The organism is Ideonella sp. P3_A4 (assembly GCF_056403075.1).
The window spans coordinates 25,996-39,753 of the sequence record NZ_JBFUGE010000001.1 but is presented as its reverse complement, the minus strand read 5'-3'; the positions used below and the strand labels follow the sequence as shown (position 1 = coordinate 39,753).

The window sequence follows — 13,758 nt, the reverse complement described above, 5'->3', positions numbered from 1 at the left end:
GCAGATGCCGCCGGCTCACAGCCAGCCCTTCTTCGACATTTCAGCCGTCACCAGCTGGGCCAGCAGCTTGTAGCCGTAAGGCGTCGGGTGCACGGTGTCGGCGTATTGCCAGGTCTCGGTGACGCCGGCGACCAGCGTGTTGACGGAGCAGGCCAGCGAGGTCGCCAGCGGCATGTTCTCAAGGTCACAAGCTGGCGTGGTGACGTTGGTCAGCCCGTACTGCGTCGGATGAGCGGCTTGGTCCTGGCTGACGGTGAACGCGTCGACCAGCAGCACGTCGGTGCTGTTGTCCTTCAGTCCATCGGCGAGCGCAGTGTTGTAGGCCTGGACCAGCTCAAGCACAAGCGCACGCGTCACAAAGTCGTCTGTATCCGTACCGCTGTCAGCATCGGCAGACAGATAGGCTGGCGTGCTGCTCACGTCAGGCAAGTTCACGACCACGACCCGTTTGCCGCCCTTCGCGACGATAAGGTCCTTGACGTAGCCGGCCAATTGCGCGCCCGCAGCAGTCATGGCGGCATTGGCGGCCGCCTTGGCTTGATCCAAGTTGCCCGTTTGCGCCAGGGTGCCCTGGAAGACGAACGGAATGACCATGAACAGGTCATTGCCACCCGCCATCACGGTGACCAAGTCGTCGGCAGCAAAGCTGTCGTTGGACAAAGCCAAGTGACGCTGGATCTGCTTTTGCACGGGAACGGTCAACTGGCCCAGCTTGCCGGACTCAAGTCCGTAAACGAGCCAAAGTGCCTCATTGCCGGGACCGACATCGTCCGTGACGCGGGCGCCGCCCTGCGCATAGCTGTAGCAACCCGCGTGAGGGACGATAGGCTGGTGCCCGCCAAGCTCTGCCGCCGAATTGAGGCCCGTCTCGGCCGAGCACAGGGCATCCACGCCCAGCGTGGTCGCCAGCAGTTCGGTCCAGTTGATCGGGTCGTTGGTGCCGTTGCTATCGGCATCGACGTTGATCGAGTAGCGGCCACCACCCATCGCCGCAACCGCGCCAACCTTGTAGCTGCCGACGTCGCTCAGGCTGTCGCCGAACGTGACCATCTTGCCGTATTCGACGCGAGGGGATTGATCGCCCTCTCCGCCGCCGCTGCAAGCCACCAGCAAAGCGGTCGCTGCCGCCGCCACCCATGACGGATGAAATTTCTTCATGCCCACCTCTCAAGAAACGAAGGGCCGCTCCCGAGTTTGGACACCCCGGGGGCGGGCTCGGCCTGCCGAGCCCGGAGGGCGCTCGTCTGCCAGAAAATCGAACGACCGTTCGATTTAGTGGAAAAACTATAAAAGGCGGGTCCGGCGCTCGCCGCCGGGGCAAACCCTCTGTGTGGCGGCGGGCTGACAGCCCCTAAAACTGCGGCGTCGAAAGGGTGGTGGCGTGACGCCTGTCACGAAGCCCGTGGTCAGAACGGGTTGTTCGACGCGCGGGTCACGGCTTGCGAGCCCAGGGAGTTGTGGGCCCTCGGGGCTGGCCGTGTCGCATCGGCCCAGAGGTAGGTCGACGCGCTGGGCGTGGGTGAGCTGTCGGCCGGGATCAGCGTGTCGTTGCTGCAAGTGGGCAGCGGCGCGGCAGCGTCGCAGACTGCCGTGTCGGTGTTGGTCAGACTAAAGGCAGCCGGGACGCGCACCATGGCGTGCATCAGGTCGTCGAGCAACAGCAGACCAAGCTTGCTGCCGTCATTGGTCAGCTTCAGCCGCATGCTGCGGTTGAAGGCGCTGCTCAGGTGCGTCAGCACCTTCGAGCGGATGTCCCCGTGCTCCAGGTCTTCGGCCTTGGCGAAAGGGGTCTGACCCATGTCCGGCATCGTGCTGATCAGGACCCGCGCGCCACTGGACGCCAGATCGTTGACCTGCGACGCCGTGCGTTCGCCGGCCTCTTCCATCCGCGCGATGAGCACATCCTCGCTCTCGGCCGGGTAGCTGGCATAGGCCCGCAGCACGTCGTTCATGCCGATCAACACCGTCGCCAGGTCATCACTGTGGATGCTGTCGCCCGAGGTGAACGTGCGGATCTGCAAGTCCAGTTCGTCGACCGTGGCCCCTTCGGTGGCCAGCATCTTGGCCTTGGGGTTGGCCACCGCATCGGGGTTGCATTCGGAAAAGACCATGTGGTAATGCACCGCCAGTACCTGGACCCAGATCGGGTTGTTGTAGCACTGCAGGGCGCCGCTGTCCTCGTCAACGGCATTAACGGTGTACTTGTGACCGTCGTTGGTCAGCACGCTCAACTCGTCGCCGAACACCAGCACGCGGCCGGGCTCGAAGGTGTCGACCTGGCTGGTGCTGCCACCACAGCCGGCGAGGACGCCGGCCATCAGCGCAGCGCCCGCGGCCAGGCGCCAGACGCGGGGGGCCCGGCGGGCCAACGAAGTCGAGATCATGCTCATTCCAGTTCGGTGAATTCGGTCGTCGCGCACGGCTTTCAGCCAGCCGCCGCGGCGCGTTGAAGGCGATCCCGCACGCCGTCCCAGGTGGATTCGGCGGGGGGGGTTTCAATCCAGATCAAGGGCGTGCCGCAAGCATCGAGCTCGCGCAACGCGCTGAAGAGGGCCCGGGCGGCGGCAGCGGCGTCAGCCGGCATGGCGCGACCGGGAATGCCCGCAGGCAGCGGGCCCACGGTACGGGAATATACCGCCACCGGCGGTTTCGCCCTGCCGGCCACTGGCCCCAGCACCGACAGCGCCGAACGCAACGCCGGCGCGTCCATCAAGCGGACCTTCGCCCGCGGCGCGTAGTGCGCGTCGAGCGTGCCGGACGCACGGGGCGCGTTGTGGTCGCGCGCACCCAGCCTTTCGCCGCCGAGCGCGACCTCGATGCGCTCGCGCGTCAAGGTGCCTGGGCGCAGCAACACCGCACGGTCGCGGCTGCAATCGACGATTGCCGATTCGATGCCGACTTCGCACGGGCCACCGTCCAGCACCCACAACGCCGGGTCGAACTCGGCCGCCACATGGGCTGCCTGGGTCGGGCTGACACGGCCGAAGCGGTTGGCGCTCGGTGCGGCCACGCCTGACACGCCCAGTGCGGCGGCCTCGACCAGCAAGGCATGCGCGATCGGGTGGGCCGGGCAGCGCAAGCCGATCGTGTCCTGCCCACCGGCCGCGGCACCACCCATGCCAGGCGCACGCGGCACGATCACCGTCAACGGCCCGGGCCAGAAGGCCTCGGCCAGACGCTGTGCGCGCGCCGGCCAAGTGGCGGCAAAGGCCTGCGCGGCCTCGGTCTGGGCGACGTGAACGATCAGCGGATGGTCCGCCGGCCGCCCCTTGGCGGCGTAGATGCGCGCGACGGCGGCATCGTCATCAGCCCGCGCGCCGAGGCCGTAGACAGTCTCGGTCGGGAACGCCACCAGTTCGCCGTCGGCCAGCCGCTGCGCGGCTTCGCGCAGGGCGGTGGCATCGGCCCCGTCGCGAATCGGCATCTCAGACGACGACGGGCCGCCCCGAGGCGGCTGAACGCCCCCTCGGGGGGCAGGCGCGAAGCGAGGTGGGGGCCGACATCTCAGAACGCGGGCAGACCGAGCAGCGCACAAGCCTTCAGGGCCAGCGCACGCGTGTCCTCCGGMGTCGCGCCTGTGAAGGTCAGGTGGCCCATCTTTCGGCCCGGGCGGGCGTCGGTCTTGCCGTACAGGTGCAGATGCGCGCCAGGCAAAGCGAGCACCTCGGACCAGCGGGGCGTCTTCGCCTCAGCTTCACCCCCGATGAACCACAGGTCGCCCAGCAGGTTCAGCATCACCGCCGGCGAATGCAGGCGCGGGCTGACCAGCGGCAGGCCGGCCATGYAGCGCACCTGGAGTTCGAACTGCGAGACATCGCAGGCGTCGATCGTGTAGTGGCCCGAGTTGTGCGGGCGCGGCGCCATCTCGTTGGCCACCAGGCGCAGCGCACCGGCGCCGTCCGCCACGACGAAGAACTCGACGCACAGCACGCCGACATAGTCCATCGACGCAGCAATCGCCTTGGCGCAGCGCACGGCCTCGTCAGCCAGTGCGGACGGCACATCAGGCGCCGGCACCTGGGTCACGGCGAGGATGCCGTCGCGGTGCAGGTTCTGTTGCACCGGGAAGGTGATCGCCTGGCCGTCGGCGCCACGGGCGACGATGACCGACAGCTCGCGCTGCAGCGGCAGCAGCTGCTCCAGCACGCAGCGGGCCTTGCGCAGCCGCTGCCAGGCGCTGGCCAGTTCGGCTCGGTCGGTGACCCTGGCTTGGCCCTTGCCGTCATAGCCCAACGTGGCGGTTTTCAGGATGCCGGGCAGCAGCGCCTCGTCGACGGCCGCCAGCGCAGCCTCCGAGTCGATCACCGCATAGGGCGCACAGGGCACGCCGGCGCGGCCGAAGTGGGCTTTTTCGGCGGCGCGGTCCTGGCAGATGGCGACCGCGTCGGCACTGGGCGCCACCGGGCGCGACTCGGCCAGCACGCGCAGCGCCGGCGCCGGCACGTTCTCGAATTCGGTCGTCACCGCATCGGCCACCCGAGCCAGCTCAGCCAGCGCCGCGGTGTCGGTATAGGCCGCCAGCAGGTGGTGGTGCGAGACGAGGCCGGCCGGGCTGGTCGGGTCGGCGTCCAGCACTGCAGTGGCATAGCCCATCGCCTGTGCCGCATGCACGAACATGCGGCCCAGCTGGCCGCCGCCCATCACGCCGAGCGTGGCACCCGGCAACAGCGGCTTGGCGACGCTCACTTCAGCTCCTGGCTCATGGCCCGCGCCGCTTCGGTCTGCTTGGCACGGTAATCGGTCAGCTTCTCGCGCAGGCCGGCGTCTTCATTGGCGAGCATCGCCACCGCGAACAGCGCCGCGTTGGCCGCGCCGGCCGTGCCGATGGCGAACGTCGCCACCGGGATGCCCTTGGGCATCTGCACGATCGAATGCAGCGAGTCGACGCCGTGCAAGTGGCGGCTGGCCACAGGCACGCCCAGCACAGGCACGACCGTCTTGGCGGCCAGCATGCCCGGCAGGTGCGCGGCACCACCGGCGCCGGCGATGATCGCCTTCAGCCCGCGCGCAGCTGCCGCTTCGGCATAGGCGAACATGTCATCCGGCATGCGGTGAGCGGACACCACGCGGGCTTCGTGGGCGATGCCGAACTCGGCGAGAATCTGGGCGGCGATCTGCATGGTGTCCCAGTCGCTGGACGACCCCATCACGATGCCGACCACGGGCAGGGCAGGCTCCAAGCTTGCGGCTCCGGGTCACGGGAAAACCGCGATTTTAGGCTGCGCTTGTTTCCCGCCCGTTCGCCCTCAGTTCACATTCCGACATGATCGACATCACCATACAGAATTTCGAGACCGAGCTGATCAGCGCCTCCATGCAGCAACCGGTGCTGCTGGACATCTGGGCGCCCTGGTGCGGCCCATGCAAGAGCTTAGGGCCGGTGCTCGAAAAACTGGAGACGGCCTACGAAGGCCGTTTCCTGCTGGCCAAGCTGAACAGCGACGAGCAGCCCGAGATCGCCGGCCAGCTGAGCCAGGCCTTCGGCGTGCGATCGATCCCGTTCTGCGTGCTGTTCTCGCAAGGCCAGCCAGTCGACGGGTTCGTCGGCGCGCTGCCGGAAGCCGAGATCCGCAAGTTCCTCGAGAAACACGTGCCCAGCGTCGACGAACTGGAAGCCGACGCCGAGGTGGCCGAGGCCGAACAGCTGCTGGCCGAGGGCGGTGACGTCGAAGGGGCGCTGGCCAAGCTGCAGGAAGCGGTGGCGATCGACCCGTCCAACGACGGCGCGCGCATCGACTACCTGAAGCTGCTGCTTGGCGAGGCGGCCGCCGACCCGGCCCGCACGGCCCAGGCCCGCCAAGCCTTCGAGCCGGTCGCGAGCAAGGTCTTGTCGGACACCCGCTATGCGGCGATCGAGCACTGGCTGAAGGCCTGCGAGGCGATGGCGACGGCCCGGCCGATGGCGGAACTGGACGCAGCGATCGGCGCCAATCGCCGCGATTTCAACGCCCGCTTCGAGCGCGCGCAGTGGCTGTTCGCGCAAGGCGACACCACCGCAGCGATGGACGAGTTGCTAGAGATCCTGATGCGCGACAAGACCTGGAACCAGGAGCTGGCGCGCAAGACCTATGTGGCCATCCTCGAGCTGATGACCAAGCCGGCCAAGGCCGACCCGGCCGCCGGCTCGGCCAAGGGCACGCTCGAGCTGACCGGCAAGGCTGCCGCCGCCCCCGCGGCCGACCCGGTGCTCGACCAGTACCGGCGCAAGCTCAGCATGGCGCTGTTCTGAGCGCTGCCGATCGCCGCTTGGCGATCGGCTGGTGGGCCATCAGCAGTACCTGGCCCCACTTCCCTTACTTCCGCCGACCACCCTCGCCGCCGCAGCCATGCAGGCTGTGACCCCGGTCCGGCCGCGCTTTTCTCACCGGCCGCGCTTGGCCCCTCCCCGCCCATCACGCCTTTACCACGCCCGCCACTGCACCCCAACTGCAATATGGGCATGACGGTATTCATTGAATTGGCGCGCCATTGGCATACCATCGCGCCGCCTGCCAATTGGCGGCCCGATTAATCAATGGCATTCGTGGCAGCGCGCATGCGTTCAGTGGGGAGTATCCAATTGCAAACCAAGTTGGCTGATATTGCAGACGCCCTCACAGCCGAGGGTGGTTTCTCTGGCGGGCCCAAGAATGCCTTCGAAAAAGTGGGCCGCCACACCTTTGTGACTCTGCTGCAGCACGGGCTCAGGCCCGATTCGCTGGTGCTCGACTACGGTTGCGGCGTGATGCGTCTCGGTTATTGGATCATGCGATTCCTTGATCGAGGTGGTTATCACGGCATCGAGCCGAATGAAGAGTATTTGGCGGCCGGGAAAAGAATTGTGATCGGAAGTGAACTATTGGCACAGAAGGCTCCCGCCTTCAATTCCGACGCCAACTTCAATCTCACGGTCTTCAACAAGAAATTCGACTTCATCGTGGCGCGGTCGATCTTTACCCATTTCACGCCAGCGGCAATTGAAAAGGTATTGGCCTCCCTGCCCGCCTCATTGAGTGCGACCGGGGTTTTCCTCGCGTCGTACTGGCCATCGGACGTGGCCAAGCCCCACGCCGCACGCAAGCCGCCGCTGGTCATCGGCGAGAAGCTGTTGGCCGAACCGCCGGCCGCGGGCATCAACGTGGCCTACGCCGAAAGCACCTTGATCGCGATGGCGGAGCGGCACGGCCTGCGCGCAGAGCAGTTCAAGCAGCAGGTCTGCAACGGCCAGCCATGGATCAAGTTCACCCTGGCGTAACCCGACGACGCAGCTGAGTCCGCCGCCATCGCGCTGGAGTCGGCTGCCGAACAGACCCGCGGCGGGCTATTTCTCGTACTGCCCGAGACCGACCAGCGTGTCGTCCAGCGCTTCGCGCGTGCGGGCCTGTTCGGCCTCGTGTTCGGCCAGCGCCCGATCGGCTTGCTCCTGCAGCGTGTCGGCCACGCCTTCGCGGCCGCCATGGCGGTGGATGCGGGCCAGCCGGGCATAGGCAGCGGCGCGGTCGTCGGCATCGGTCTGGCCTTGCACACCCGCCTCGGCTGCGCGGGTGTCGGCCAGCGCCTGCGAGACCCGACCCAGGCGCACATGGCACCAGGCGCGGTCGGCCAACAAGCGGGCTTCGCGGTGGGCCATGCCTTCTTGGCGGGCGCGGTCCAGGTGCTCGTCGAACAGACGTGCAGCCTCTTCAAAGCGGGACAGTGCCACCAGCAGCTGGGCCCGGGTGACCGGCACCATTGCCGACAGCGACGCGACGCCGGTGCCCCAGTCGTAGTTGGCGGTCGACTCGGCCTCCAGCAGCGCCTTGCGCGCCTGCTCGATGTCGGCCCGGCCGAAGGCGTCGGCCAATGCGATCTGGCCCGAGCGCATCGCCGAGATGTTGTGCAGCATCGCGCTGATCATCGAGCTGTCGCCATCGGCGCTGGCGTGGGCCCGGGCGCGCAGGTACCAGGTCTGCGAATTGATGTCGTCGCCGCTGCAGCGGTAGGCGTCGGCCAGCACCAGACCGACGCGGGCGCGGGCCGCATGCTGGTCTGGCTCAGCCAGGGTCAGCGCGGTCGCCACGTGGCGCGTCATCGCAGGGATGTCGGATGCATTGAAGGCGCAGTTGGCCAGCCAGGCCGAGGCCAGCGCCTGCATCTGCACGTTGCCGGCCGACTCGCCCAGCTCCAGCGCGCGCTGGAACTTGTCGACCGCCTTCGGCGCAATGGTGTCGAAGTGGTCGATCTGGCCGTCGACCAGGTGGATCCAGGCCGACAGCAACGGGTCCTTGTGGCGCTGGTTCTGGGTCCGCAGGCCGCCCAACGCAAAACGCGCGTCCGACAGCAAGCCCAGCCGCGCGATCGCCCCGGCCCGCTCGGCCTTCAGGTATTCGCGCTGCAGCGGTTCCGACGCGGCGCCAATTGCGCCATCCAAGCGTTCAATCAGGCGGGAGGCAACCACGGCGGCGGCGACCGGTCAGCGGGCGCCGAGGCGCTCGAAAGCTTCGTGGTACTTCGCGGCCGTGCGCTGCACCACATCGGGTGGCAGTGCCGGTGCCGGCGCGGTCTTCGGCCAGGGCTTGCCGTCGACCCGGGCCTGCTCCAGCCAGTCGCGCACGAACTGCTTGTCGTAGCTGGGCGGGTTGGCGCCGGCCTTGACCGCGTCGGCATACCCTTCGACCGGCCAGTAGCGCGACGAATCGGGCGTCAGCACCTCGTCCATCAGGGTCAGCGTGCCGTCGGCATCCAGCCCGAATTCGAACTTGGTGTCGGCAATGATGATGCCCTTGGTCAGCGCGAAGGCGGCCGCTTCCTTGTACAGGCGGATCGCGACATCACGCACCTTTTCGGCCAGCGGGCGGCCGATCTTGGCGGCCATCTGGTCGAACGAGATGTTCTCGTCGTGCTCACCCATCTCGGCCTTGGTGGCCGGGGTGAAGATCGGCTCCGGCAGCTTGGCGGCGTTGTGCAGGCCGGCCGGCAGCGCAACGCCACACACCGATTGCGATTGCTGGTATTCCTGCCAGCCCGAGCCGGCGAGGTAACCACGCACCACGGCTTCAACGGGAATCGGCTGCAGGCGCTTGACCAGCATCGAACGGCCGCGCACTTGGGCCACCTCATCGGGGGCGACCACTGACTCGGGCGCTTCGCCGGTCAGGTGGTTGGGCACGATGTCCTTCAGGCGCTCGAACCAGAACAGCGCCATCTGGGTCAGCAGCTCGCCCTTGCCGGGGATCGGCTCGCCCATCACGACGTCGAAGGCCGACAGTCGGTCGCTGGCGATCATCAGCAGGCGATCGGCGCCGACTGCATAGTTGTCACGCACCTTGCCGCGCGCCAGAAGAGGAAGGGAATGCAGCGAACTCTGGAGCAACGTGGGGTTCATGGCGCCGGGCGAGAAATGAGCCGCTGATTGTAGGTGGCTTGCCCGGCGGCCGGTTCATCGAAGCCGAAGCAAAAGCGGCCCTCGAGGGGCCGCTTGCGACTTCTTCACATGAGGGTATTAGACGACCGTCTGCGCCAGTTCGCCGCTGGCGTAGCGCTTGGCCATGTCGACCATCGTCACCGCCTTGATCTTGCCGGCCTGGCCTTCGCAGCCGAACTCGATGTAGCGCTGCTTGCAGATCTTCATCGCGGCTTCGCGAGCGGGCTTGAGCCATTCGCGGGCATCGAACTTGTCCGGGTTCTCGGCCATGAACTTGCGCACCGCGCCGGTCATCGCCAGGCGGATGTCGGTGTCGATGTTGATCTTGCGCACGCCGTTCTTGATGGCTTCCTGGATCTCCTCGATCGGCACGCCATACGTTTCCTTCATCTTGCCGCCGTACTGGTTGATGATCGCCAGCAGGTCTTGCGGCACCGACGACGAGCCATGCATCACCAAGTGGGTGTTCGGGATCCGCTTGTGGATTTCCTTCACACGGCCGATGGCGAGGATGTCGCCTGTGGGCTTGCGGGTGAACTTGTAGGCGCCGTGGCTGGTGCCGATGGCGATCGCTAGTGCGTCCAGCTGGGTGCGCTTGACGAAGTCGGCGGCTTGCTCGGGGTCGGTCAGCAGTTGGTCGTGCGTCATCACCGCATCGGTGCCGTGGCCGTCTTCCTTGTCGCCCTGCATCGTTTCGAGCGAGCCCAGGCAGCCCAGTTCACCTTCGACGGTCACGCCCTGGGCGTGGGCCATGTCGACGACCTTGCGGGTCACGTCGACGTTGTAGTCGTAGCTGGCGATGGTCTTGCCGTCGGCTTCGAGCGAGCCGTCCATCATCACCGAGCCGAAGCCCAGCCCCATCGCGCCACGGCAGATGTCGGGGCTCTGGCCATGGTCCTGGTGCATCACCAGCGGAATCTGCGGCCAGGCTTCGACGGCCGCCTGGATCAGGTGCTTGATGAAAGCTTCACCGGCGTACTTGCGGGCGCCGGCGCTGGCTTGCAGGATCACCGGCGCGCCGACTTCCGCCGCGGCGGTCATCACGGCCTGGACCTGTTCCAGGTTGTTGACGTTGAAAGCCGGGATGCCGTAGCCGTTTTCGGCGGCATGGTCCAGCAGCTGGCGCATGGAAACGAGAGGCATGGTCTTCCTCACTGCAGTTGAAAAACAGGCCCCGGCGCCGGGCAGGCAGGGCCGCCGCCGTCACTCGGGAGGCAGGKGCCGGGCCGATGTAATCGCGCCGTAACTCGGGCGATTCTACCGAGCGCCCCTTTTCAGCCATTCCACAAACTTGGGGCGTGACAAGCAGCACGCGTGCCAGGCCACGGCAGCCCCGCCAGCCTGGAACTGGACCGAAAAGCCGCCGCTTTTCCGGCTCCAGTTTGCGCCGGATGGGCCAACACTGTGAGCCTGGAAACCCGGGATTCGCGATCACCGCGGCCCGCCCTCCTCGCTGTCACGAAAGCCCACCATGGCCCGCATCGAACTCGCCCAAGTCACCACCTGGATCACCCGCCTGGCCGAAGACCGGCCGGCCGACCTGCCGAAGGCGCTGGCCGAACGGGCCGGCTGCGGCATCGGCAAGGCTCGCGCGCTGGTCAAGCAGTTGGCCAGCCTGKGCTGGATCGAGGGCCAGGGCGTTGGCCGCCGCGCTCGCTACTCCCCCGGCCGCCTGCGCCAGATCGTGCAGCGTTACCCGCTGGCCGGTCTGAACGAAGATCTGCCCTGGGCACGCGACTTTGCGCCCCATTTCGAGATGCCGAAGAACGTGCGCCAGCTGATGCAGCACGCCTTCACCGAATTGCTGAACAACGCCATCGACCACAGCGAAGGCCAGTTCGTCACCGTGTCGATGCGCCAGACTCCCGCTCACCTGCAGTTGCTGGTGTCGGACGACGGCCGCGGCCTGTTCGACAAGATCCGAGAGGGCTTCGAGATCGAAGACCCGGCGATGGCGATGCTGGAGCTGAGCAAAGGCAAGCTGACAAGCGCACCCGACCGCCACACCGGCCGCGGCCTGTACTTCACTTCGCGCTTGGCCGACATTTTCGACTTGCACGCCAATGCAGTCGCCTTCCAGCACCGTGAGTGGGACCCGCGCAGTTGGAAGCAGGCTCGCGCCGTGCGGCAGCAGCAAGGCAGCGCCATCTACTTGGCGATTGCGCTGGACACGACCCGCACACTGGACGAGGTGATGCGCTCGGCCAGCATCGACGCCCAAGGCTATTCGATCGAACGCACCACCCTGCCCTTGCGCTTGATCGTCAACGAAGACACCGGGCTCGAATCCCGCGCCCAGGCCCGCCGCGTGGCTGCTCGCTTGACCGAGTTCAAGCAAGCCGAGTTGGATTTCACTGGCATCGAGCACATCGGCCAAGGCTTTGCCGACGAGCTGTTCCGCGTCTTCGGCCGCAACCAGACGGCTGTGCAGCTGGTGGTCAAGAACGCTGGTCCGCGTGTGAACGCGATGATCGAGCTGGCTCAGGCAGCTTGAAGTAGCTCCTACTTCGACGGTCGCGGCGGCAGGGCGACGGCGTCGCCTGCGGGCTGCGGCCCGCTCGCGGGCGACCGCTTGAAGTGATCAACGGGCTACCCATCAACACCGTGGTGCCCTAGACACGTGGGGGCGACCGCGAATGAGGCCGCCGCCCGCAGACGCCACCGCCACCCTGCAAGCACCACCCGTGACACGCCACGCGTCTGCATGCCACCGTCGGTGCCCTGGCAGGTGGTCCGGGGGTGTGTTCGGCGGCCCCTATTCGCGGTCGCCCCAACCCTCGAATGCGCACAGCGGCGCTGACAACGCCAACCGTTGCGAGCCAAAAGCCGCCCCCCGCGAGCGGGCCGCAGAGCACATCCCCGGGCCGACTGCCTCGCTCAGAGCTCTGCAGGCAACCCGGGTTGATCAACCCACCCGGCAAACCTTGAGCATGTTCGTGCCGCCTGGATAGCCCATCGGCTCGCCGCAGGTGATCGCGTAGGTATCTCCCGGCTTCAGCACGCCACGCACCACCAGCAGGCGCTCGGCCTCGGCCAGGGCCTGGTCGCGGTCGGTGAAGTTGTTCATCAGGATCGGCCGCACGTTGCGGTACAGCGCCATGCGCGACTGCGAGCGGACCTGGCTGGTCAAGCCGTAGATCGGCACGTGGATGCGGTGGCGGCTCATCCACAGCGCGGTCGAGCCTGATTCGGTCAGCGCGATGATGGCCTTGCAGCCCAGGTGGTGGGCGGTGAACAGCGCGCCCATCGCGATCGACTGGTCGATGCGACCGAAATGCTTGTTGGTGAAGTCGGCTTCCAGCTGCACCTCTTCGGCGCGTTCGGCTTCGAGCGCGATCGCGGCCATCTGCTCGACCGTCTCGACCGGGTACTTGCCGGCGGCCGTCTCGGCGCTGAGCATCACCGCATCGGTGCCGTCGAGCACCGCGTTGGCCACGTCGCTGACCTCGGCGCGGGTCGGCACCGGCGCGAGGATCATCGACTCCATCATCTGCGTGGCGGTGATCGCGATCTTGTCGAGTTCGCGCGCCATCCGGATCATGCGTTTTTGCAGCGCCGGCACCGTCGCGTTGCCGACCTCGACCGCGAGATCGCCGCGGGCGACCATGATGCCGTCGCTGGCGCGCAGGATTGCCTCCAGGTGCGGGATCGCCTCGCTGCGCTCGATCTTGGCGATCATCGCCGGCTTGTGGCGCCACGGTTCGCCGGCCACGTTGGCCAGCTGGCGCGCCATCTCCATGTCGGTCGCGTTCTTCGGGAAGCTCACCGCCAGGTAGTCGCACTGGAAGCTCATCGCGGTCTTGATGTCTTCCATGTCCTTGGCAGTCAGGGCCGGCGCGGTCAGCCCGCCGCCCTGCTTGTTGATGCCCTTGTTGTTGGACAACTCGCCGCCGATCTTGACCAGCGTGTGGACCTGTTCGCCCAGCACGCGGTCGACAGTCAGCACGATCAGGCCATCGTTCAGCAGCAGCGTGTCGCCGGGCTTCACGTCGCGCGGCAGCTCCTTGTAGTCCAGGCCCACGCCGTCCAGGTCACCGAGTTCGGTGCGGCCGGCGTCCAGCACGAAGGGCGCGCCTTTTTCCAGCATCACCTTGCCTTCGGCGAACTTGCCGACGCGGATCTTCGGGCCTTGCAGGTCGGCCATCAGCGCGACCGGGTTGCCGACGCGGGAGGCGCATTCGCGCACCAGCCTGGCCCGGTCGATGTGGTCCTGCGCCTTGCCGTGGCTGAAGTTCAGCCGCACCACGTCGACACCGGCGCGCAACAAGCGCTCCAGCACGTCCGCATCGCTGGAGGCTGGGCCGAGGGTGGCGACGATCTTGGTGGCGCGGGACATGGTGGGGGCTTCTCCGGGGTCAATGCAGCGGGCGATTATC

The 13,758-nt window shown here is 67.1% G+C and carries 12 protein-coding genes; 3 read left to right on the top strand and 9 right to left on the bottom strand.

Annotated features, from left to right (window positions below; genetic code table 11):
• Positions 1-15: 15 nt before the first annotated feature.
• The 5 genes from AC1DYI_RS00195 to purE all read right to left on the bottom strand — a co-directional run bounded on the left by AC1DYI_RS00195 (position 16) and on the right by purE (position 5,147).
• Positions 16-1,158 (bottom strand): SGNH/GDSL hydrolase family protein, encoded by a 1,143-nt coding sequence (locus tag AC1DYI_RS00195; protein WP_477202095.1) that lies wholly within the window; start codon positions 1,156-1,158, stop codon positions 16-18.
• A 248-nt stretch (positions 1,159-1,406) separates the two neighbouring features.
• Positions 1,407-2,390: an SGNH/GDSL hydrolase family protein gene (locus AC1DYI_RS00190; protein WP_477202048.1), complete on the bottom strand. Its 984-nt coding sequence runs from the start codon at positions 2,388-2,390 to the stop codon at positions 1,407-1,409.
• Positions 2,391-2,425: 35 nt separating this feature from the next.
• The gene (locus tag AC1DYI_RS00185) at positions 2,426-3,424 is read right to left on the bottom strand and encodes an L-threonylcarbamoyladenylate synthase (protein ID WP_477202047.1); all 999 of its coding nucleotides are present in this window, start codon (positions 3,422-3,424) and stop codon (positions 2,426-2,428) included.
• Positions 3,425-3,504: 80 nt separating this feature from the next.
• Positions 3,505-4,686: a 5-(carboxyamino)imidazole ribonucleotide synthase gene (locus tag AC1DYI_RS00180; RefSeq protein WP_477202046.1), complete on the bottom strand. Its 1,182-nt coding sequence runs from the start codon at positions 4,684-4,686 to the stop codon at positions 3,505-3,507.
• Positions 4,683-5,147 carry a 5-(carboxyamino)imidazole ribonucleotide mutase gene (purE, locus tag AC1DYI_RS00175; protein ID WP_477202094.1) on the bottom strand — a complete coding sequence of 155 codons (465 nt, stop codon included), beginning with the start codon at positions 5,145-5,147 and terminating at the stop codon, positions 4,683-4,685. The genes AC1DYI_RS00180 and purE overlap by 4 nt, the downstream gene beginning before the upstream one ends.
• Positions 5,148-5,263: 116 nt before the next feature.
• Between purE and AC1DYI_RS00170 the strand changes: the two genes are divergently transcribed.
• On the top strand, positions 5,264-6,229 hold the full coding sequence (locus AC1DYI_RS00170) for a tetratricopeptide repeat protein (RefSeq protein ID WP_477202045.1): 966 nt from the start codon (positions 5,264-5,266) through the stop codon (positions 6,227-6,229).
• A 330-nt stretch (positions 6,230-6,559) separates the two neighbouring features.
• Entirely contained in the window at positions 6,560-7,234 is a 675-nt protein-coding gene (locus tag AC1DYI_RS00165; RefSeq protein WP_477202044.1) for a class I SAM-dependent methyltransferase, read from the top strand.
• A gap of 66 nt (positions 7,235-7,300) precedes the next feature.
• Here the strand turns inward: AC1DYI_RS00165 and AC1DYI_RS00160 are convergent, their stop codons facing one another.
• The 3 genes from AC1DYI_RS00160 to fba form a co-directional block, all read right to left on the bottom strand.
• Complete coding sequence (locus tag AC1DYI_RS00160; RefSeq protein ID WP_477202043.1) at positions 7,301-8,416, bottom strand: hypothetical protein; 1,116 nt, start codon at positions 8,414-8,416, stop codon at positions 7,301-7,303.
• Positions 8,417-8,431: 15 nt separating this feature from the next.
• Positions 8,432-9,343 (bottom strand): phosphoribosylaminoimidazolesuccinocarboxamide synthase, encoded by a 912-nt coding sequence (locus AC1DYI_RS00155; protein ID WP_477202042.1) that lies wholly within the window; start codon positions 9,341-9,343, stop codon positions 8,432-8,434.
• Between the two features lie 117 nt (positions 9,344-9,460).
• The gene (fba, locus tag AC1DYI_RS00150; RefSeq protein WP_477202041.1) at positions 9,461-10,525 is read right to left on the bottom strand and encodes a class II fructose-bisphosphate aldolase; all 1,065 of its coding nucleotides are present in this window, start codon (positions 10,523-10,525) and stop codon (positions 9,461-9,463) included.
• Between the two features lie 328 nt (positions 10,526-10,853).
• On the opposite strand from fba, the gene AC1DYI_RS00145 reads away from it, so the two are divergent.
• A complete protein-coding gene (locus AC1DYI_RS00145; RefSeq protein ID WP_477202040.1) occupies positions 10,854-11,876 on the top strand; it encodes an STAS-like domain-containing protein in 1,023 nt (340 codons plus the stop codon).
• Between the two features lie 411 nt (positions 11,877-12,287).
• On the opposite strand, the gene pyk is transcribed toward AC1DYI_RS00145, so the two are convergent.
• The gene (gene pyk / locus AC1DYI_RS00140; RefSeq protein ID WP_477202039.1) at positions 12,288-13,718 is read right to left on the bottom strand and encodes a pyruvate kinase; all 1,431 of its coding nucleotides are present in this window, start codon (positions 13,716-13,718) and stop codon (positions 12,288-12,290) included.
• Positions 13,719-13,758 lie beyond the last annotated feature (40 nt).

What these genes read in the sequence shown, in the direction of transcription:
- AC1DYI_RS00195 (WP_477202095.1), bottom strand. Translation starts at nt 1,158, where the DNA reads ATGAAGAAATTTCATCCGTCATGGGTGGCGGCGGCAGCGACCGCTTTG.
- AC1DYI_RS00190 (WP_477202048.1), bottom strand. Translation starts at nt 2,390, where the DNA reads ATGAGCATGATCTCGACTTCGTTGGCCCGCCGGGCCCCCCGCGTCTGG.
- AC1DYI_RS00185 (WP_477202047.1), bottom strand. Translation starts at nt 3,424, where the DNA reads ATGCCGATTCGCGACGGGGCCGATGCCACCGCCCTGCGCGAAGCCGCG.
- purE (WP_477202094.1), bottom strand. Translation starts at nt 5,147, where the DNA reads ATGGGGTCGTCCAGCGACTGGGACACCATGCAGATCGCCGCCCAGATT.
- AC1DYI_RS00170 (WP_477202045.1), top strand. Translation starts at nt 5,264, where the DNA reads ATGATCGACATCACCATACAGAATTTCGAGACCGAGCTGATCAGCGCC.
- AC1DYI_RS00155 (WP_477202042.1), bottom strand. Translation starts at nt 9,343, where the DNA reads ATGAACCCCACGTTGCTCCAGAGTTCGCTGCATTCCCTTCCTCTTCTG.
- fba (WP_477202041.1), bottom strand. Translation starts at nt 10,525, where the DNA reads ATGCCTCTCGTTTCCATGCGCCAGCTGCTGGACCATGCCGCCGAAAAC.
- pyk (WP_477202039.1), bottom strand. Translation starts at nt 13,718, where the DNA reads ATGTCCCGCGCCACCAAGATCGTCGCCACCCTCGGCCCAGCCTCCAGC.